The sequence below is a fragment of the Microbaculum mangrovi genome, from assembly GCF_051390635.1.
Lineage (GTDB): Bacteria > Pseudomonadota > Alphaproteobacteria > Rhizobiales > Tepidamorphaceae > Microbaculum.
The window spans coordinates 338,924-356,421 of sequence record NZ_JBPODT010000003.1 but is presented as its reverse complement, the minus strand read 5'-3'; the positions used below and the strand labels follow the sequence as shown (position 1 = coordinate 356,421).

The window sequence follows — 17,498 nt, the reverse complement described above, 5'->3', positions numbered from 1 at the left end:
TATACATACAATGCCACGCGACAGCGCCGAAACGAGGAAACGCATTCTCAATGCCGCCAATCGGCTCTTCTATGCGCAGGGCATCCGGGCGGTGAGCGTCGATGCCGTGGCGGAGAAGGCCGGCGTCACCAAGAAGACGCTCTACTACCACTTCAAGAGCAAGGACGACCTCGTCACCGAATACCTGACATCGCGCGACCAGCCCAATCTCGACACCTTCCGGAAATGGTTCGACGAGACCGACGGCCCCCTGCCCGACAAGGTGTTCGCGATCTTCGAGGGCGTCGCCAAGGGGGCAAGGCACCCGAAGTGGCGCGGCTGCGGCTTCCTGCGCACCGCCGGAGAACTGGCGGCCATGCCCGGACACCCCGCCGTCAAGGCCGGTGCCGCCCACAAGAAGCGCTTCGAGCAATGGCTGGCGGACATGTTCGCCGCCGACGGCATCGCCGCGTCCGACACACTGGCGCGACGGGTGAGCCTGCTTATGGAAGGCGCCTTCGCCAGCGCGCTCATCCATCGCGACCCCGCCTATGTCATCGATGCGGGCGAGGCCGCGCGGGACCTGGTGTCGCACCGGCCGTAGCGGCGGCGCAGGCGCCTTTACTGCTCGTTAACCAACGAAGTTCACAGTCGAAACACCCAAGACTTTTCTGGATCGGGACGGGGACGCCGGAAACCGGCGGAGACAGGCGGCGCCGGCCGGCGCCGCCTGTTCTTTTTCGTGCCTTTGCCTGCTTGAGCGGTCCGGTTCGCCGCCCTACTCTCGCCGTGACACGACCGGGAGGGAGGACGTCCATGACGGTGGCGGCGACGATCGACAGCGGGCTCAAGGCCTACGGCAACATCATCGGTGGCGACACGGTGGCGGCCGCCGACGGACGCACGATCGAGGTGCTGTGCCCCTCCGACGGCGTCGCCTTCGCGTCGATTGCGCGGTCGGGTCCGTCGGATGTCAGTCGGGCGGTGTCGGCTGCGCGGGCCGCCTTCGACGGGGCCTGGGGCACGATGCCCCCGCACGAGCGCGGACGGCTGCTGATGGCGCTCGCGCGGGCGATCCTCGACCACTTCGACGACCTGGCCGCGCTCGAGTCCCGCGACACCGGCAAGCCGGCCCGCCAGGGCAAGGCCGACATCGCCGCGGCGGCGCGCTACTTCGAATTCTACGCCGGCGCCTGCGACAAGCTGCACGGCGACACCCTGCCCTTCCTACCCGGCCACATGGCGCTGACCCTGCGCGAGCCGCACGGCGTCACCGGCCACATCATCCCGTGGAACTATCCCGCCCAGATGTTCGGCCGCTCGGTCGGCGGGGCGCTGGCGATGGGCAACGCGGTGGTGATCAAGCCGGCGGAGGATGCCTGCATGACGCCGCTGCGCCTGACCGAACTGGCGCTCGAGGCGGGCTTCCCGGCCGGCGCGATCAACGTGGTGACCGGCTATGGCGAGGAGGCCGGCGCGGCGCTGTCGGGTCATCCGGGCATCGACTTCCTGTCGTTCACCGGCTCGCCGGAGGTCGGCACGCTGGTGCAGGCGGCGGCGGCGAAGAACCACATCGGCGCGACGCTGGAGCTCGGCGGCAAGTCGCCGCAGATCCTGTTCGCCGACGCCGATCTCGACGCGGCGCTGCCGATCGTCGTCGCGGCGATCATCCAGAACGGCGGCCAGACCTGCTCGGCGGGCAGCCGCGTGCTGATCGAGCGGGGCATCTATGATGCCGTCACCAGTGACCTCGCCGCGCGGTTCTCGACCCTGCGGGCCGGGCCGCACCAGGCCGATCTCGACGTCGGTCCGCTGATCAACGCCGGCCAGCGCGACCGGGTTAGCGGCTTCGTCACCCAGGCGAAATCGGACGGCGTCCCTCTCCTGGCCGAGGGCGGCATCGCCCCGGACGCGCCGGCCGGCGGCTTCTATGCCGCGCCCGCCCTGTTCGGCCCGGTGCCGCGCGAGAACCGGCTCGCCTGCGAAGAGGTGTTCGGCCCGGTGCTGTCGGCGATCCCGTTCGACGACGAGGCCGATGCGATCCGGCTCGCCAATGCCTCCGACTACGGCCTCGTCGCCGGCGTTTGGACGGCGGATGGCGGCCGCCAGATGCGCGTCGCCAAGGCGCTTCAGGTGGGCCAGGTCTTCGTCAACTGCTACGGCGCCGGCGGCGGCATCGAGCTGCCCTTCGGCGGGCGCAAGAAATCCGGCCACGGCCGCGAAAAGGGCTTCGACGCGCTCTACGAGTTCTCGACCACCAAGACCGTGGTGTTCAAGCACGACTAGAGGCGCCGTCGCCACGCCAGCGGCAGCGAAAGCCGCACTTTTGGGCGCTAAGCCGACCGCGCCCCGCCACGCGCGATCAGCGGGACCAGCACCGCGCCGATCGCGCAGGTGATCAACAGGTACCACATGGCGCCGTGATAGCCGGCCATGAAAGCGTCGCGGAACAGCGGCAGGATCTTCTCCTCCAGGCCCGGCGTCAGCGCCCCCAGCGCCGTCGTCGCCTGGCTCGGATCGGACAGGAGGCTCGCCACCACCTGGCGGTCGGCATCGGTCAGGGTGATGGCTTCGGCCGCGAGAGCGGCATCGAGGCTCGCCTTGTCGAGCACTTCGAAGATCAGCCCGCCGATGGCCAGGGCAAGGCTCGAGCCGACATTCCAGATCGAATAGAGCACGCCGATGACGACACTCGCGCGCGCCGTCGGGAACGGCGCGGTCGCGGCGAGCGTCGCGGTTGCCTGCTGCAGCCCCCAGCCGAGACCGAACAGGCCGAGGCCGAACAAGACGAACGGCACGGCGCTATCCGGCGCGAAGAAGCTCTGCGCCAGCGCCGACAGAACGAGCCCCACCTGACCGAGGGCGATGAAACGCATCGGGCCGTGCTCGTCGGCCAGCCTGCCGATGAGCGGCGGCACGACCACCACCAGTGCGGAGATCGGCAGAAGCATCAGGCCGGCGACATAGGGCGCCTCGCCGCGCACGGTCTGCAGGTATTGCGGCGCCATGAAGCTGCCGAGCCCGATGAAGCCGCCGAGCGTCAACGCCACCACCGTGCAGGCCAGAAACACGCGGTTGCCGAACAGAGCGAAATCGATGATCGGGAACGCCACCCGCCGCTCGATGACGAAAAAGACGGCGAGCAACACGATCGCTGCCGCCGCCGTCGCCAGGAACAGCGGTGAGGCCCAGCCCCATTCGTTGGCCTTCATGATGGCGACGACGAGCCCCGCCATGCCCGGCGTCAGGAAGGCGAGGCCGAGCCAGTCCACCTTTTCCCCGGTCTGCGGCGGCGTCTCGATCACCGCATCGAAAGCGACGAGGAAGCCGACGACCACCACCGGCACGTTGACGTAGAAGGCCCAGCGCCACGAGAGCGCCGACATCAGGACGCCGCCGATCAGCGGGCCGACGGCCATGCCGAAGCCCGTGACGCTCATGAACACCGCCAATGCCCGGCCCCGCTCGGCCTCGGGGAAATGGTGGTTCACAAGGCCGATCGAACAGGTCAGAAGGGCGGCCCCGCAGATGCCCTGCACGAAACGACAGGCGATCAGAACCTCCGCGCTCGGCGCGGCCCCGGCCACGAACGAGGCGATGGCGAAGACGACGACGCCGAGATAGAGCGCCTTGCGCCGTCCGTAGATGTCGCCGAGCCGCCCGTTCGTGACCATGAACACCACCAGCATCAGGAAGAAGGCGTTCATCACCCACTGCAGCTGGTCGTTGGTTGTCCGCAGGTCGCGCTGGATGCCGGGCAGGATCGTGTTGACGACGGTGAAATCGACGAACACGACGAAGCACAGGATCGAGATCCCGACGAGCGCCCGCCACCGCTTGTCGTAAGGCCGGTCCTGCGCGTCCGCCATAGTACGCCGCCTTCAGATCTTTGATGACGCACCGTAACCGGGCTACCTTGCCCCCACAAGGCAAGCGGCGAGAGGAGGCTGCCATGATGGACGCGCCCAAGTCCCTTGTGGGGCTCAGCATCGAATGGACCGGCGTGCACCATTCCGAGCACGGCGACTTCACCGACATCTCCGTGCACACCGTCACCTACGAGACCGAAGACCACTGCTATGTAACGGCGGGCGGTCAGCGCGTCGGCGAAGCGGCCTATGTCTACAAGCGGCTGGATCAGCGCATGGGCATCGTCATCTACCGGCCGCGCGTGTATCAGGGCCGCGACGACGTCGTGCTCAACGCGATGTTCGACTTCCACGAAGGCACCGACCGCGCCGTGCTCACGGCGGGCGGGGCGCCGTTCGCGGTGGCGGACGGCACGATGCGGGTGGTGGATACGGCGGCGCGGCCGCGGGGGTGACGCGCCTCGTCACGCCCGCAGCTTGCGCCGGATCACCAGGAAGGCGCGGCGGTCGTTGAACAGGCCTCCGAGCAGGAACAGCGCGCTGCCGGCGAGAAAGACGACCCCGCCGAGCTTGTAGGTGACGGCGTTGATCGCCTCCCAGCGGAACTGGTCGCGCGCGCTCGGATGCGCCCTGGTCAGATCGTACAGGCGCGGCCGGTTGGCGATGAGATGGGGCATGGGACGCGATGCCTCCGGCGAACGGGATCGCGAGGCAGGCTAGCGCGACCCAGCCGCCGGGGCAAAACGCCCGGACCACCTCGCGTGAATCGGGAGGCGCGACGCGCCACGGAAAACCCGGCCGCCATTGCGGCGGCCGGGTGCTTCCGATTGTGGGCCTTTGGGCTGAGGCGGCGGGCGGGCATCTCCGAATTGCGGCCGCCCCGCGGCCTCAGGCGCCGCCGTTTCTCTGGATCGCCCTGACGTCGTCGGCGGTGATGCCCTTGCCGCCGATGCCCCATTCGCCGCTGGCAACCTCGTGCACCCGCACCCAGGTGACGCCGCGCATGGCCTCGCCTTCGATCTCGATCATCGCGTCGGTGACCTTGGCGATCATCTCCTGCTTCTGGGCCTTGTCGAAAACGCCTTCGATCAGCTGGATATCGACGAGCGGCATGGTGTTTCCCTTCCTCTTGCATCTTCGCACCGGGAGGATCCGCGGTGCCTGGACGAAATCTCTCCCACCGATCGCCCGCCAGCGGCCAGTTCACGAACTGAATCGACCCGGTACAGAAACTGAACTGGCAGAAGAAAAGCCGGCGCACTAGGCTCCGGAGACAGAGGCAGGCAGTCGCGCCGCATTCGATGCGCTGCATCCGATGCGCCGCATCAAGGGAGACGGACATGGCGGAAGGCAGCTACAACCAGTTTTGCCCGGTCGCGATGGCAGCGGAAATCCTGTGCACCCGCTGGACCATGGTGCTTTTGCGCGAGCTGGTCGCCGGATCGACGCGGTTCAACGAGCTGCGCCGCGGGGTGCCGCGCATGTCGCCGGCGCTGCTGTCGAAGCGGCTCAGGGACCTGGAGGACGCCGGCATCGTCGAGCGCCGGCCGGTGCGCGGCGGCGAGGCCGTCTCGGAATACGCCCTGACGCCGGCCGGGCGCGACCTGCAGCCGGTGATCGAAGCCGTCGGCGTGTGGGGGCAGAAATGGGTCGAGACGAACGCGTCGCTGGAGAAGCTCGACCCCAGCCTGCTGATGTGGGACATGCGCCGCAACATCGACCCCTCGCCAATGCCAGATACCCGAAGCACCATCCAGGTGATCTTCAGCGACCAGCCGGAGGCCCGGCGCAACTGGTGGCTGATCGTGCAGCAGGGCGCAGACGTCGACCTGTGCTCCGTCGATCCGGGCTTCGACGTGGACCTCTATCTGGCCACCGACCTGCGCACCATGACAGAGATCTGGATGGGCTATGTCGGCGCCGACAAGGCGAAGGCCGACGGACGGCTGCTGGTCACCGGCAGCCGCGGTCTGGAGCGCAATCTCACGACCTGGTTCGGCCTGAGCCCGTTCGCCAAGGTGGATAAGCTGGTGGCCTGAGCGCCCCGCGCGCGGCGGTGTGGCGACCGGTGCGGCGGGCTACATCTCCGCCTTGATGTAGGCCACCATCTGGTCGACCACCGTGCCCCAGCCCTCATGGTATCCCATGTCCTCGTGCTGCTTGCGGGTTTCCGGATTGCCGTGGATGGCGATCGCCTTGTAGTGCGTGCCGGTCTCCGTCGGGCTGAGCAGCAGGGCGCCGGTGAAGAAGGGCTTCGGCGAGGGGCGAAAGCCGGGCAGCAGCGCATCGGTGAAAATCAGCCGTTCCTGCGGCACGACGTCCAGATAGCAACCGAGGTTCGCGAACTCCTCGCCTTCGGGCGAGCGCATGACGGTGTTGAAGGCGCCGCCGGGCCTGAGATCGATCTCGCAGGAGGCGAGCGACCAGGGCTTCGGGACGAACCAGTGCTTCAGGTGGGCCGGTGTCGTCCAGGCCTTCCAGACGAGGGCGACCGGGACGTCGATATCGCGCTCCAGAACGAGATCGCGTTCGGGATCGTGGGCCGACAAGGGGGACGTCATTCGCTGTTCTCCTCCTGCATCCGCAACACATAGGCATCAAGGCGATCGAGACGGCGCTCCCACATGGTGCGCTGCCTGCCGAGCCAGTCCTAGCCCCGCTCCATCCGGTCCAGGAACGTCCGGATCATCTCGCGCGAGTACAGCGCCATGTGGCGGGGCGGGAAGCCCATGTCGTCGGGATAGTCGCGCAGCGCGAGGATCGGCGCGTCGAAACCGAACGGGGCCTTGCGGAAATCGAGCCGGCGGAAGTTGCCGTCGAAGATGTCCTTGTTCGCAAAGCCGTCTTCGGTCGGATAGGTCGTCATCAGAATGTAGGGCACGGTCGAGCCGGCGAAGTTCTCCAGCGAGCGGACGATGTTGTCGAAGGAGAGATGGATATGGCAGTCGCGCACGTGCCAGATGTCGGCCTCGACGAAGGTGTCCCGGGTGACGTCGAAGACCATGAGGTCGACGTCACGGCCGGCATACTTGCCCTTCAGCTCCGCGATCAGGTCGGGAACGATGTCGCCGCCGATGTAGCGGATGCCCGGCGCGAAGGCGATCGGCTCGATCCACCGCATGTCGCCGCAGGGGGCGTCGAAGACGCGGATGTCGCCGTCGGCCCCGACGACCTCGCGGGCGGGGCCGGCCAGGAACGCGCGTAGCGCCTCCACGTAGAGCGGCGTGTACCACGACGACGAGCCGCTTCCCGACACCGAGTCGATGCCCTTGCCGGTCCGGGCGGCGACACCCTGGTACTTGTCGTCCTGCCAGAACTGCTCCCGGTAGATCTCCGAGAACTTGTCCTGCAGGCTGTCCTTCCGGCGGATCTCGCCGAGCTCCCGCCGGAGCCGGCGCTTGCGCGCGATCGTCTCGATCCGCCCGCGCAGGGCGGCGGCGAGGCCGGCAAGCCCGGCTTCGCGCCAGGCCCGCCGCGCGGCGTCATAATCCTTGGCCAGTCCCATGTCGGTCCCGCATCGATGGGCGGCCGCGCGATCGCGTCCGCCCGCACCCTTTACCGGGCGACGGTGGCAAACGCCATACGGGAGCAGTGCGCCGGCGCGGCGCGGCCAGACGCGCGCCGCCTGGCTTGAGCCAGTTGAGACCCCGCCGCCCGACAGTATTGCCATAGAATACTTCATCTTTTCCGCGAGCCGTCGCCGCCCGGTTTCCACAGGCCAAAGTGCGTCGCGATTTGACGATCACGCCGCCAACGTCCACGTTTAGATATTCCCAACCGCGCAGATTTCGTTCAACGCTCCGGATTCCTTCCGGCTCGGCAAGGAAGGCGGCCGGACTTATCGGCCGCGGCGAAACAACATCAAGGGGACGCGCGTCATGTACAAGAAGATCATGGTTCCGGTGGACCTCGTCCATGTCGAAGTGCTCAGCAAAGCGATCGACACGGCAACCGACCTGGCCAAGCTCTACAAGATCCCGGTCTGCTTCGTCGGCGTCACCGCGGAGACGCCGACCTCGGTGGCGCATACGCCGGAGGAATTCGCCCGGAAGCTGAAGGCGTTCGGCGAAAAGCAGGCCGCCTCGCACGGCCTCACCATCGAGACGGCGGCCTATCCGAGCCACGATCCGTCGGTCGACCTCGACAAGACGCTGATCGCCGCCGCCCACGAGACCAACGCCGACCTGATCGTGATGGCGACACACGTGCCGGGCGTACTCAAGCACATCTTCTCGACACAGGGCGCCCAGGTGGCCTCGCACGCCGACGTGTCGGTGTTTCTCGTGCGCTAACCGGGACAGGAGACCAACATGAGTGACGAAGGAATCGCCGCGCCCGAAGGCGCAGCCGACATCATCGACACCGACTATACGGTCGGACAGGACAACATCCAGGCGCAGGTCGGCCCGTTCGGCCTCGACATCCACAACCCCGTGTTCCTGATCTCGGGGCTGTCGATCGTCGCCCTCGTGTTCCTGACGCTGGCGCTGCCAGACCAGGCGGCCACCTTCTTCGGCTGGCTCAGGCCCGCCATCACCTCGACCTTCGACTGGGTGTTCCTGCTGGCCGGCGACATCTTCGTGGTGGTCGCGCTGGCGCTGATCGTCACGCCGCTGGGCAGCGTGCGCATCGGCGGGCAGGAAGCCACGCCCGACTATTCCTATTCGGGCTGGTTCGCCATGCTGTTCGCCGCCGGCATGGGCATCGGGCTGATGTTCTACGGCGTGTCCGAGCCGATCTCGCACTTTACCACCTCGCTTGCCGAAGACGCCGGCTCGCCCGACAGCTGGGCGCCGCTGGCCGGCGCCGCCGGCGACGAGGCGGAGGCGCTCAGGCTCGGCATGGCCGCGACCATCTTCCACTGGGGCCTGCACCCGTGGGCGATCTACGCCATCGTCGGCCTGTCGCTGGCGCTGTTCGCCTACAACAAGGGGCTGCCGCTCTCGATCCGCTCGATGTTCTATCCCGTCTTCGGCGACCGGGTGTGGGGCTGGACCGGCCACATCATCGACACGCTCGCCGTCTTCGCCACACTGTTCGGGCTGGCGACGTCACTGGGCTTCGGTGCAGAGCAGGCCAATGCCGGCCTGGAATTCCTGTTCGGCGTGCCGGTCAACGACGTCTCCAAGGTGATCCTGATCACGGCGATCACCGGCGTCGCGCTGATCTCGGTGATCGCGGGCCTGGATGCCGGCGTCAAGCGGCTGTCGGAGATCAACATGGTGCTCGCCGCGCTGCTCTTGCTCTTCGTCATCGTGATCGGTCCGACGGCGGCGATCCTCAGCGGCTTCTTCGGCAACCTCGTCGCCTATGCCGAGTACCTGCCGGCGCTGTCCAATCCGTTCGGCCGCACCGACACCAACTTCAGCCAGGGCTGGACGTCGTTCTACTGGGCCTGGTGGATCTCCTGGTCGCCGTTCGTGGGCATGTTCATCGCCCGCGTCAGCCGCGGCCGCACCGTGCGCGAGTTCGTCGTCTGCGTGCTGCTGATCCCCTCGCTGGTATCGGTCCTGTGGATGACGGCCTTCGGCGGAACGGCGATCACGATGTTGAGCGCCGGCGCGCAGGAGATCGCCGACGCCTCGCTGGAGCTGAAGCTGTTCACCATGCTCGACGAGCTGCCGCTGGCGGCGATCACCTCGTTCATCGCCATCGTGCTGGTGATCGTGTTCTTCGTCACCTCGTCGGACTCCGGTTCGCTGGTGATCGACACGATCACGGCCGGCGGCAAGATCGACGCGCCGCTGCCACAGCGCGTGTTCTGGGCGACATTCGAGGGCCTGGTAGCGATCGCGCTGCTGCTCGGCGGCGGGCTGGGGGCGCTGCAGGCGGCCTCGGTGTCGACCGGGCTGCCCTTCACGCTCGTGCTGCTGGTCGGGTGCTACGCCCTGATCAAGGGGCTGATGTCCGAACCGCGCGGCAGCAAGACGTAGCCATTTTCAACGAAGCGGCCCGGCGTTCGCGCGCCGGGTCGCCCTTTGCCCTCGACTAGGGTCTCGGGCGCCACGGCGACGCGTTTGAACGCGTCGCGTCTACGCCCTTCGGAAGCGATGCTTCCGCTGCCGGCGTCGCCGGCACCGGGCTGCGACCATCACTCGAAATGCGGTGCATTTCGTCCGGCTGCGCCGGGCCGCTCCTCACTCCTCCGGCTCCGTCGTGAACATCAGCGGGAAGCCGGCGCGCTTGCCGAGGTCGGTGGCCTCGGTGGCCTTGGTCTCGGCGACGTCGCGGGGGAAGACGGCGACGACGCAGACGCCCTTCTGATGGGCCGTCAGCATCACGCGCTCCGCCTGGGTATCGCCCATGCGGAACACCGCCCTCAGCACCATCACCACGAATTCGCGCGGCGTGAAGTCGTCGTTGAGCAGCAGCACCTTGTGCAGGCGCGGCCGCTCGGTCTTCGGCCTGATCTTCGTGCGCCCCTTCGGGCGCGGCTTCACCGTGATATCGCTCATCGGGGCCTCCTGTGAGGCGGGCCTCCTATGAGGGGGGCCTCCTGCGAGGTTCAAACCCGGTGACCTCAGAAAATAGCACCCGGAACGGCGCTGTCAGCCCCCGACGTCAAGTCGGAGCCTTGACGGGCTGGCGGGGTGGCGGCCGGCCGGGCCGGCAGGCCCCAGGGCCGCGCCCCAAGGCTTCCCTTAAGGCCTCGCCTCAGGGCCGCTCCGGCTTGCCGAGCCGCCACTGCAGCGCCAGCAGGGCCAGGCCGAACAGCGGGATCGCGATGTCGGTCCAGAAGATGATGCCGGCGTTGCCGGGCGCGAAATTGTGCGCCTCGACCATCTGCCGGACATGGCCGACGGCGGCGCCGAGGGTGAAGATCGACGGCGCGAGGATCGCGGCGAGCCGCAGGTCGAAACTGCCGAACGCGGCGATGAAGGCGACCACGGAGAAGCCCAGGCTCGCCGTGCCGACCTCGAACTGGAACGGGCTGTCGGACCAGCCGATGAAGGCGGCGGCCATCTTGCCGAAGAAGACGTGCATGACGAAGTTGTAGAGATAGGACACGCCGATCGCGAAGAAGATGTGCCAGGACAGCAGCTTCTCGACGACGACCGTCGTGCTCACCGGCTTCGGCGCCCGGGCGATCGCCACGAACGAGACGACGAGCCCGAGGACCAGGAAGGTCAGGGTAAAGTTGGACAGTACGAACGTGATGATCGCTGCGATCATGCGGCCCCCAATAAGCGCGAATCAGTCCCGCCGGAGATCATAGCCGCTCAGTCGAGCGTGCGCCGATAGCGGAGCAGCGCCACCAGCCCGACCGCGAACCAGAAGGCGGTGATCGCCCAGAGCTCCGGCACGATGTCGGGGAAACCGTTGCCCTTGAGCACGATGCCGCGGACGATGCGCAGGAAATGGGTGAGCGGCAGCACCTCGCCGATCCACTGCGCCCAGACCGGCATGCCGCGGAACGGGAACATGAAGCCCGACAGCAGGATCGAGGGCAGGAAGAAGAAGAACGTCATCTGCATCGCCTGCATCTGCGTGCGCGACACCGTGGAGAAGGTGTAGCCCAGCGTCACGTTGGCGGCGATGAAGATCAGGAGCGCGAACAGCAGAACCGTCAGCGAGCCGAGCATCGGCACCTCGAAGATCGTCCAGGCGGCGGCCAGGATGACGAAGACCTGGATGAAGCCGAGGCCGATATAGGGCACGATCTTGCCGATCATGATCTCGACGGGCTTCGCCGGCATCGCCAGCAGGTTCTCCATGGTGCCGCGCTCGAGTTCGCGGGTGAGCGCCATCGCCGTCATCAGGATCGTGGTCATGGTGAGCACCACGCCGAGCAGGCCCGGAACGATGTTGTACTGGGTGATGATCTCCGGGTTGAACATGCGGTGGACGACGACCTCGACCGGCGGGCGGCCCTGCTTCAGCGTCTCCAGCGGACCGCGCAGGTCGTGCTCCAGCCCCGAGTTGACGATTTGCGAGATCGCCCCGACCGCGCCGGATGCCGCCGCCGGATCTGTCGCGTCGGCCTCGAGCAGCAGCGAGGGCGTGTCGCCGCGCATCAGGTCGCGACCGAAATCCACCGGCACGGTGACGACGAAGGAGACGTCGCCGCGCGCCAGCATCTTGCGGGCCTGCGTCTCGCTCTGCGCGGTCTCGACGAACTCGAAGTAGCCGGAGTTCTGCATCGCCGCGAAGACGGAGCGGCCGAAGCGGCTCGTATCCTGGACGATGGCCGCCGTCGGCAGGTCCTTCGGATCGGTGTTGATGGCGAAGCCGAACAGGATGAGCTGTATGATCGGGATGCCGACCATCATGGCGAAGGTCAGCCGATCCCGGCGCATCTGGATCATCTCCTTCATCAGGATGGCGCCGATGCGGGAGAGCGAGAGGGCGGTCATTGCGCGACACCGTTGTCGCGGCCGGGTTTCCGGCCGGGGTCGCGGCTGGAGTCGATCGCGCGGGACCGCGAGCGTTCGTCGGGCGGCCGTCGCGAGGCGGGCTCTAACCTGCCCGCCGCGCCGCGCCGGGCAACCCCTCTCCCCATCCCTCCCCCACACGGGGGGAGAGAGGAGCAAGCGGCACGTCCCGGCGTCGATCCGATGGTCTGCGGTTCATCCGCTGGCCGGACCGTCGCGAACCGGCACGGGCCGTCGCGGCGAATGGCCGCCTCCCCCCTTGTGGGGGAGGGATGGGGAGAGGGGTCGCGAGCCGGAGGCGTGCGGAGCAGCACACCGACGATGCCGCCATCGGGAGCGCCGAAGGACGCCCCGACCGAACGGGACCGCGAACGGCCGAGAGGAGGCGCCGCGGTCATTGTTCCAGCGCCTGGGCGTCGGTCATCAGCTTGATGAAGACGTCTTCCAGGCTCGTCTCGCCGGGCTCCGCCTTCAGGTTGCGCTCCCGGGCGACCGCCGTGACGCCCTTCTCCAGCGCGCCGCCGTCCGAGCCGACGACGTGGATATCGGTGCCGAAGGGCGCGACCTGCTCGACGCCGGGCAGCGTCCGCAGCTCGTTCATCAGCCGGCCGGACCCGTCGCCGTGGATGACCCAGGTCTTCAGGCCGGATTCGGCGACCACCTGCGCGACGGTGCCACGGGCGACGATGGTGCCGTAGGCGATGTAGACGATGCGATGGCAGCGCTCGGCCTCGTCCATGTAATGGGTGGAGACGAGAACGGTCAGCCCCTCGTCTGCGAGCGCGTGAATCTCGTCCCAGAATTCGCGCCGCGCCTTCGGGTCGACGCCGGCCGTCGGCTCGTCGAGGAGCAGGAGCTTGGGCTGGTGCATGACGCAGGCGGCAAGCGCCAGGCGCTGCTTCCAGCCGCCCGACAGGGTGCCGGCAAGCTGGTTCTGGCGGTCGGCCAGACCGAGCCGCTCCAGCGTCCTGTCGATCGTTTCGCCGCGCGGCCTCAGGTCGTAGAGCCGGGCGACGAAATCGAGGTTCTCGCGGATGGTCAGGTCTTCGTAATAGGAGAAGCGCTGCGTCATGTAGCCGGTCTGCAGCTTGATCGCGGCGGACTCCGTGCGGATGTCGTGGCCGAGCGCGGTGCCCTCGCCCTCGTCTGCCTTGAGCAGGCCGCAGATCATGCGGATCGTCGTGGTCTTGCCGGAGCCGTTCGGCCCGAGGAAACCGACGATCTCGCCGCGCTTGACGTTGAGGTCGACATTGTCGACCACCGTCTTGGTGCCGAAGCGCTTGGTGAGGCCGCGAACGGCGATCACCTCGTCTGATGTAGCGGCGAAAGGCTGGTCGGAGGCGGGTGGCGCGGTCATGGCGCGAACCTCACGTCGACCGGCTGGCCGACATTCAGGCCGGCGGTGTCGTCCGGGTGGGCCTCGACCATGTAGACGAGCTTCTGGCGGGCGTGGACCGAATAGATCACCGGCGGGGTGAATTCCGCCGAGTCCGAGATGAAGGTGATCTTCGCCGGGATCGGCGCGGCGCAGCCGTCGCAGGAAACCGACACCGCCCCGCCGAGCGCCGCCTCGGCCAACCGGTCCTGGGGCACGAAGAAGCGGACCTTGAGATTTTCCGGCGGCAGCACCGAGACCACCGCGCGGCCGGCCGGCACCACCTCGCCGGGTTCGTAATAGGTATCCTGGACGCTGCCGGCCATCGGCGCGGCGCCGGTCAGCCGGGCAATTCGGGCGTCGATCCGGGCGACCGCCTGCGACGCGGCGTCGACGGCATCCTGCGCCGCCTTGATGGCGTCGGGGCGGGCGGCGAGCTTGGCGACATCGATCTGGGCGGCCATCGAGGCCAGCCGCGATTGCAGCGTCTTAAGGCGTTCCTCGGCGTTCTCGGCGTTCGCGTCGGAGACGACGCTGGCCTCGTGGAGGGTGCGGTAGCGCTGATACTCCCGGCGCGCGTATTCCAGGCTGGCCTCGATCTCGTCGTGCTGGGCCTGGAGCACGTCGAGCTCTTCCTTGCGCCGCCCCTTCTCCAGATCGGCGAGCTGGGCCTTGGCCTGGGCGAGCCGGGCCTCGGCCTCGGCGCGCGCGGCGCGGGCGTCGGTATCGTCGATGCGGAACAGTTCGGCGCCGGCCGTCACGGCGTCGCCGCGCCGCACGTCGAGGGCGACGAGCCGGCCGGTCTCCTCGGCGCCGACATCGAGGAAATCGCCCTCGACATAGCCCTGCAGGACATCGCTCTTTTCCTGCCAGAAGCAGCCGGACAGGCCGACCGCCACGAGCAGGAGGACCGGAAGCCGCAGGGGGCGCATCACGCCCTCCCCGCCTCGATCGTCGCGTCGAGGTGCTTGCGCAGCACCTCCCGGACAAGGCCGATTTCGGGCTCGCCGTAGCCCTTCCAGCCGAGGCGGCGATCGACCATGGCGCGGCCCATGCGGAAGATGACGAGCTGACCGAACAGCATGAACACCGCGGCGATGCTCTCGGGGGCGGATTCGGACTGACCGGTGGCACGGGCGTAGAGCGCGGTCATGGTCTTGTGCATGCGCTCCAGGAAGCCGTCGTAGATCACGTCGAAGGTCGGCGAGGGATCCATCTGCTCGCGCAGCACGAACGGCGCCCAGCGCGACGCCTCCGGATGGCCGAGGATGACCTCGACGGCGTTGCCGGTGACCATCTGCAGCATGTCCCGCGCCTGCCCCGGGTCCACCTCCCCCCGGTCGAGCGCGGTCGACACCGCCTCCACCGCCGGGCCGATGCGGCCGGCGACCTCGTCGACGATGTGCTGCGCCACCGCCTTGTGCAGCCCGTCCTTGCCGCCGAAGTGATAGGGGATCGCGGCCAGGTTGACGCCGGCGCGCCGGGCGATCTCGCGGGTCGAGGCACCATCGAAGCCGAAGCGGCCGAAAGTATCGAGCGCGGCATCGATCAGGCGCTGCTTGGTGTCCTCCGCCGGCCCGCGGGCAGGCTCGTCGCGGCCGGCCATGTTCGCGGGCGGCTTCTGTTTCCTACCTGGGCTCGATTGCGTCATCACGTCGATCCGAATGCTGATTGTCCGAGATAATTAGTTCATTCGAACGATTAAGTCAATCGATTGAATTATTCGGTATGACCTCACCGGCACCGCGCGCCGCCCGTCGAAAACGGGTCGACGGGCGGCTTTCCTCGAAAACCCGGACAGGCTAGTGCTGGAGAAACGGCATAGGCCGACAGCAAGAAACGCAAACGAGGGAGATACGCGATGGCAGGCAGGCTCGAGGGCAAGGTGGCGGTGGTCACCGGCGGAGCGTCGGGGTTCGGCGAGGGCATCGCCAGACGCTTCGCCGAGGAAGGCGCGAGGGTGGTCGTCGCCGACCTGAACGGCGACGGCGCCAAGGCAGTGGCCGACGACATCGGCGCTAAGGCCGTCGCGGTGAAGGCCGACGTCACCAGCGGCGCCGACGTCAAGGCGATGATCGCCGCGGCGACCGACGGCTTCGGCGGCCTCGACATCCTGGTCAACAATGCCGGCTACACCCATCGCAACAAGCCGATGACCGAGGTCTCGGAGGCGGAGTTCGACCGCATCCTCGCGGTCAACGCCAAGGCGATCTATCTGGCCGCGCAGGACGCCGTTCCAGCGATGGAAGCGAAGGGCGGCGTGATCATCACCACCGCCTCGACGGCCGGCCTGAGGCCGCGGCCGGGGCTGACCTGGTACAACGCCTCGAAGGGCTTCGCGATCACCGCGACGAAGTCGATGGCGGTCGAACTGGCGCCGAAGAAGATCCGCGTCAACTGCCTGTGCCCCGTCGCCGGCGAGACCGGCATGCTGCATCTGTTCATGGGCGAGGACACGCCGCAGATGCGCGAGAAGTTCATCTCGACGATCCCGCTCGGGCGGCTGTCGACGCCGCTGGACATCGCCAACGCGGCGCTGTGGCTCGCCTCCGACGAGGCCCAGTTCATCACCGGAGTCGCGCTGGAGGTGGACGGTGGCCGCTGCATCTGAGTGTGAGGGTACGATGTTCGACATGTTTCGGTTCCGCCGCCTCGTCCCGTTCGCCGGGCTCGTCATGATCCTGGCGGCGATCCTGATGGGGGCTGCCGGCGCGGGGGCCCAGGAGACGCCCGCGCCGCTGTCCGAAGCCGAGCTGTTCGGCGACGTCTTCGTGCATCCGCGCGACCGCTTCTACATGCCGGGCAAGGCGCCGAGCCGGGCGATCCTGGAATCCGAAACGGTGGTCCAGGACGTCCGCGGCCAGGTGAACCGGTACGAGTACAGCCGCGGCAACAGCTTCATCGCGCGGGAGACCTGGCAGGACGACCGCGGCGAGAGCCAGGGCCGCATCGGCATCGGCCGCAAGTTCTGAGGGATCAGCCGAAGGCCCGCCTGAGCGCGGCGACGTGCTCGGGCCCGATGCCGCAGCAGCCGCCGATGATGGTGGCGCCGCGCCGTACCCAGCCGCGGGCGAAGTCGAGATAGGCCGGCGGGTCCAGCTCCGGCCGCAGGATCGCGGTGTCGGTGTTCGATTCGGTGTCGTCCGTCATCGGCACATAGGCGTTGGCATAGACGCCGACGGGCAGGTCGCCGCCGAGATCGCGCAGCGTCTGGCAGGCGAGGCTCACGGCCGCGCCCATCACCTCGGGCTGGCTGCAGTTGAACAGGACCGCGCCGGCGCCGAGCCGCACGGCGGCGCGCACGGCGTCGTCCACCGTTTCGTGCGAGCGCAGGCGCGGATCGGCGAGATCGGGATGATCGTCCTTCAGGGTGAAGGCCAGCCACAGCGGGCGCCCATCGTCCTTCAGCGCCGTGCGCACGGCCTCGACTTCGGCGATCGACCCCATGGTCTCGGCGAGCCACAGATCGACATACGGCGCCTGCGCGCCAATCAGAACGGCGAGCAGTTCGGGCGCGCGCGCGGGATCGAACAAGTCGGGGCGATAGGAACCGAACAACGGCGGCAGGCAGCCGGCCACGCGCACCCTGCCCTCGCCTGCCGCGTCGGCGGCCTCGCGCGCCAGACGGCCGGCGAGCGCGGCGAGCCGCGCGGCATCCGCGGCGAAGCGCGCCTCTCCGATATGATAGGGCACCAGGGCATAGGCGTTGGTGGTGAGTATCTCGGCGCCGGCGGCGACATAGGCGTCATGGGCGCGGCGCACGTGGTCGGGGCCCTCCATCAGCGCCAGCGCCGACCATTCGGGCCTGCGGAAGGGCGCGCCCGCCGTCTCGAGCTCCTGGCCCATACTGCCGTCGAGGATGACGATCGATCCGCTCATGGCCACCAGCCTGACCGATCGGCG

The 17,498-nt window shown here is 68.1% G+C and carries 20 protein-coding genes; 8 read left to right on the top strand and 12 right to left on the bottom strand.

What is annotated here, in order from left to right; all coding sequences use genetic code 11:
• Positions 1-10: 10 nt before the first annotated feature.
• Positions 11-583: a TetR/AcrR family transcriptional regulator gene (locus tag ACSF9G_RS14440; RefSeq protein ID WP_436642782.1), complete on the top strand. Its 573-nt coding sequence runs from the start codon at positions 11-13 to the stop codon at positions 581-583.
• A gap of 212 nt (positions 584-795) precedes the next feature.
• Complete coding sequence (locus tag ACSF9G_RS14435; RefSeq protein ID WP_436642781.1) at positions 796-2,265, top strand: aldehyde dehydrogenase family protein; 1,470 nt, start codon at positions 796-798, stop codon at positions 2,263-2,265.
• 47 nt (positions 2,266-2,312) lie between these two features.
• Here the strand turns inward: ACSF9G_RS14435 and ACSF9G_RS14430 are convergent, their stop codons facing one another.
• On the bottom strand, positions 2,313-3,848 hold the full coding sequence (locus tag ACSF9G_RS14430) for an MFS transporter (RefSeq protein WP_436642780.1): 1,536 nt from the start codon (positions 3,846-3,848) through the stop codon (positions 2,313-2,315).
• Between the two features lie 83 nt (positions 3,849-3,931).
• Here ACSF9G_RS14430 and ACSF9G_RS14425 point away from each other — a divergent pair, with 83 nt between their 5' ends.
• Positions 3,932-4,303: a hypothetical protein gene (locus tag ACSF9G_RS14425; RefSeq protein WP_436642779.1), complete on the top strand. Its 372-nt coding sequence runs from the start codon at positions 3,932-3,934 to the stop codon at positions 4,301-4,303.
• Positions 4,304-4,312: 9 nt separating this feature from the next.
• On the opposite strand, the gene ACSF9G_RS14420 is transcribed toward ACSF9G_RS14425, so the two are convergent.
• Both ACSF9G_RS14420 and ACSF9G_RS14415 read right to left on the bottom strand, forming a co-directional pair.
• A complete protein-coding gene (locus ACSF9G_RS14420; protein ID WP_436642778.1) occupies positions 4,313-4,525 on the bottom strand; it encodes a YrhK family protein in 213 nt (70 codons plus the stop codon).
• 211 nt (positions 4,526-4,736) lie between these two features.
• The gene (locus ACSF9G_RS14415; RefSeq protein ID WP_436642777.1) at positions 4,737-4,961 is read right to left on the bottom strand and encodes a tautomerase family protein; all 225 of its coding nucleotides are present in this window, start codon (positions 4,959-4,961) and stop codon (positions 4,737-4,739) included.
• 227 nt (positions 4,962-5,188) lie between these two features.
• Between ACSF9G_RS14415 and ACSF9G_RS14410 the strand changes: the two genes are divergently transcribed.
• Positions 5,189-5,887 (top strand): winged helix-turn-helix transcriptional regulator, encoded by a 699-nt coding sequence (locus tag ACSF9G_RS14410; RefSeq protein WP_436642776.1) that lies wholly within the window; start codon positions 5,189-5,191, stop codon positions 5,885-5,887.
• A gap of 39 nt (positions 5,888-5,926) precedes the next feature.
• Here the strand turns inward: ACSF9G_RS14410 and ACSF9G_RS14405 are convergent, their stop codons facing one another.
• Positions 5,927-6,409, bottom strand: a complete 483-nt coding sequence (locus tag ACSF9G_RS14405; protein ID WP_436642775.1) for an SRPBCC family protein — start codon at positions 6,407-6,409, stop codon at positions 5,927-5,929.
• Positions 6,410-6,498: 89 nt separating this feature from the next.
• Entirely contained in the window at positions 6,499-7,353 is an 855-nt protein-coding gene (locus ACSF9G_RS14400; protein WP_436642774.1) for a class I SAM-dependent methyltransferase, read from the bottom strand.
• Positions 7,354-7,726: 373 nt separating this feature from the next.
• On the opposite strand from ACSF9G_RS14400, the gene ACSF9G_RS14395 reads away from it, so the two are divergent.
• A complete protein-coding gene (locus ACSF9G_RS14395; protein WP_436642773.1) occupies positions 7,727-8,140 on the top strand; it encodes a universal stress protein in 414 nt (137 codons plus the stop codon).
• Positions 8,141-8,158: 18 nt separating this feature from the next.
• Positions 8,159-9,781: a BCCT family transporter gene (locus tag ACSF9G_RS14390; RefSeq protein ID WP_436642772.1), complete on the top strand. Its 1,623-nt coding sequence runs from the start codon at positions 8,159-8,161 to the stop codon at positions 9,779-9,781.
• A gap of 204 nt (positions 9,782-9,985) precedes the next feature.
• On the opposite strand, the gene clpS is transcribed toward ACSF9G_RS14390, so the two are convergent.
• The 6 genes from clpS to ACSF9G_RS14360 form a co-directional block, all read right to left on the bottom strand.
• The gene (gene clpS / locus ACSF9G_RS14385) at positions 9,986-10,303 is read right to left on the bottom strand and encodes an ATP-dependent Clp protease adapter ClpS (protein WP_436642771.1); all 318 of its coding nucleotides are present in this window, start codon (positions 10,301-10,303) and stop codon (positions 9,986-9,988) included.
• 199 nt (positions 10,304-10,502) lie between these two features.
• Entirely contained in the window at positions 10,503-11,021 is a 519-nt protein-coding gene (locus ACSF9G_RS14380; RefSeq protein WP_436642770.1) for a DUF6790 family protein, read from the bottom strand.
• Between the two features lie 47 nt (positions 11,022-11,068).
• The gene (locus tag ACSF9G_RS14375; protein WP_436642769.1) at positions 11,069-12,202 is read right to left on the bottom strand and encodes an ABC transporter permease; all 1,134 of its coding nucleotides are present in this window, start codon (positions 12,200-12,202) and stop codon (positions 11,069-11,071) included.
• Between the two features lie 412 nt (positions 12,203-12,614).
• Positions 12,615-13,577, bottom strand: coding sequence for an ABC transporter ATP-binding protein (locus ACSF9G_RS14370; protein WP_261614055.1), 963 nt, complete (start codon positions 13,575-13,577; stop codon positions 12,615-12,617).
• Positions 13,574-14,527 (bottom strand): HlyD family secretion protein, encoded by a 954-nt coding sequence (locus ACSF9G_RS14365; RefSeq protein ID WP_261614056.1) that lies wholly within the window; start codon positions 14,525-14,527, stop codon positions 13,574-13,576. Before ACSF9G_RS14365 ends, ACSF9G_RS14370 begins: the two co-directional genes overlap by 4 nt.
• Positions 14,527-15,246, bottom strand: a complete 720-nt coding sequence (locus tag ACSF9G_RS14360; protein ID WP_436642768.1) for a CerR family C-terminal domain-containing protein — start codon at positions 15,244-15,246, stop codon at positions 14,527-14,529. Before ACSF9G_RS14360 ends, ACSF9G_RS14365 begins: the two co-directional genes overlap by 1 nt.
• 210 nt (positions 15,247-15,456) lie before the next feature.
• On the opposite strand from ACSF9G_RS14360, the gene ACSF9G_RS14355 reads away from it, so the two are divergent.
• Both ACSF9G_RS14355 and ACSF9G_RS14350 read left to right on the top strand, forming a co-directional pair.
• Positions 15,457-16,206, top strand: a complete 750-nt coding sequence (locus ACSF9G_RS14355) for an SDR family oxidoreductase (protein WP_261614058.1) — start codon at positions 15,457-15,459, stop codon at positions 16,204-16,206.
• 13 nt (positions 16,207-16,219) lie between these two features.
• Positions 16,220-16,567 (top strand): hypothetical protein, encoded by a 348-nt coding sequence (locus tag ACSF9G_RS14350; RefSeq protein ID WP_261614059.1) that lies wholly within the window; start codon positions 16,220-16,222, stop codon positions 16,565-16,567.
• Positions 16,568-16,571: 4 nt separating this feature from the next.
• Here the strand turns inward: ACSF9G_RS14350 and ACSF9G_RS14345 are convergent, their stop codons facing one another.
• Positions 16,572-17,474 carry a homocysteine S-methyltransferase family protein gene (locus tag ACSF9G_RS14345; RefSeq protein WP_261614060.1) on the bottom strand — a complete coding sequence of 301 codons (903 nt, stop codon included), beginning with the start codon at positions 17,472-17,474 and terminating at the stop codon, positions 16,572-16,574.
• Between the last annotated feature and the right edge of the window lie 24 nt (positions 17,475-17,498).

Excerpts from the sequence above, each read along its gene's own strand:
- ACSF9G_RS14440 (WP_436642782.1), top strand. The coding sequence starts at position 11 with ATGCCACGCGACAGCGCCGAAACGAGGAAACGCATTCTCAATGCCGCC.
- ACSF9G_RS14435 (WP_436642781.1), top strand. The coding sequence starts at position 796 with ATGACGGTGGCGGCGACGATCGACAGCGGGCTCAAGGCCTACGGCAAC.
- ACSF9G_RS14430 (WP_436642780.1), bottom strand. The coding sequence starts at position 3,848 with ATGGCGGACGCGCAGGACCGGCCTTACGACAAGCGGTGGCGGGCGCTC.
- ACSF9G_RS14425 (WP_436642779.1), top strand. The coding sequence starts at position 3,932 with ATGATGGACGCGCCCAAGTCCCTTGTGGGGCTCAGCATCGAATGGACC.
- ACSF9G_RS14420 (WP_436642778.1), bottom strand. The coding sequence starts at position 4,525 with ATGCCCCATCTCATCGCCAACCGGCCGCGCCTGTACGATCTGACCAGG.
- ACSF9G_RS14415 (WP_436642777.1), bottom strand. The coding sequence starts at position 4,961 with ATGCCGCTCGTCGATATCCAGCTGATCGAAGGCGTTTTCGACAAGGCC.
- ACSF9G_RS14410 (WP_436642776.1), top strand. The coding sequence starts at position 5,189 with ATGGCGGAAGGCAGCTACAACCAGTTTTGCCCGGTCGCGATGGCAGCG.
- ACSF9G_RS14405 (WP_436642775.1), bottom strand. The coding sequence starts at position 6,409 with ATGACGTCCCCCTTGTCGGCCCACGATCCCGAACGCGATCTCGTTCTG.
- ACSF9G_RS14400 (WP_436642774.1), bottom strand. The coding sequence starts at position 7,353 with ATGGGACTGGCCAAGGATTATGACGCCGCGCGGCGGGCCTGGCGCGAA.
- ACSF9G_RS14395 (WP_436642773.1), top strand. The coding sequence starts at position 7,727 with ATGTACAAGAAGATCATGGTTCCGGTGGACCTCGTCCATGTCGAAGTG.
- ACSF9G_RS14390 (WP_436642772.1), top strand. The coding sequence starts at position 8,159 with ATGAGTGACGAAGGAATCGCCGCGCCCGAAGGCGCAGCCGACATCATC.
- clpS (WP_436642771.1), bottom strand. The coding sequence starts at position 10,303 with ATGAGCGATATCACGGTGAAGCCGCGCCCGAAGGGGCGCACGAAGATC.
- ACSF9G_RS14380 (WP_436642770.1), bottom strand. The coding sequence starts at position 11,021 with ATGATCGCAGCGATCATCACGTTCGTACTGTCCAACTTTACCCTGACC.
- ACSF9G_RS14375 (WP_436642769.1), bottom strand. The coding sequence starts at position 12,202 with ATGACCGCCCTCTCGCTCTCCCGCATCGGCGCCATCCTGATGAAGGAG.
- ACSF9G_RS14370 (WP_261614055.1), bottom strand. The coding sequence starts at position 13,577 with ATGACCGCGCCACCCGCCTCCGACCAGCCTTTCGCCGCTACATCAGAC.
- ACSF9G_RS14365 (WP_261614056.1), bottom strand. The coding sequence starts at position 14,527 with ATGCGCCCCCTGCGGCTTCCGGTCCTCCTGCTCGTGGCGGTCGGCCTG.
- ACSF9G_RS14360 (WP_436642768.1), bottom strand. The coding sequence starts at position 15,246 with ATGACGCAATCGAGCCCAGGTAGGAAACAGAAGCCGCCCGCGAACATG.
- ACSF9G_RS14355 (WP_261614058.1), top strand. The coding sequence starts at position 15,457 with ATGGCAGGCAGGCTCGAGGGCAAGGTGGCGGTGGTCACCGGCGGAGCG.
- ACSF9G_RS14350 (WP_261614059.1), top strand. The coding sequence starts at position 16,220 with ATGTTCGACATGTTTCGGTTCCGCCGCCTCGTCCCGTTCGCCGGGCTC.
- ACSF9G_RS14345 (WP_261614060.1), bottom strand. The coding sequence starts at position 17,474 with ATGAGCGGATCGATCGTCATCCTCGACGGCAGTATGGGCCAGGAGCTC.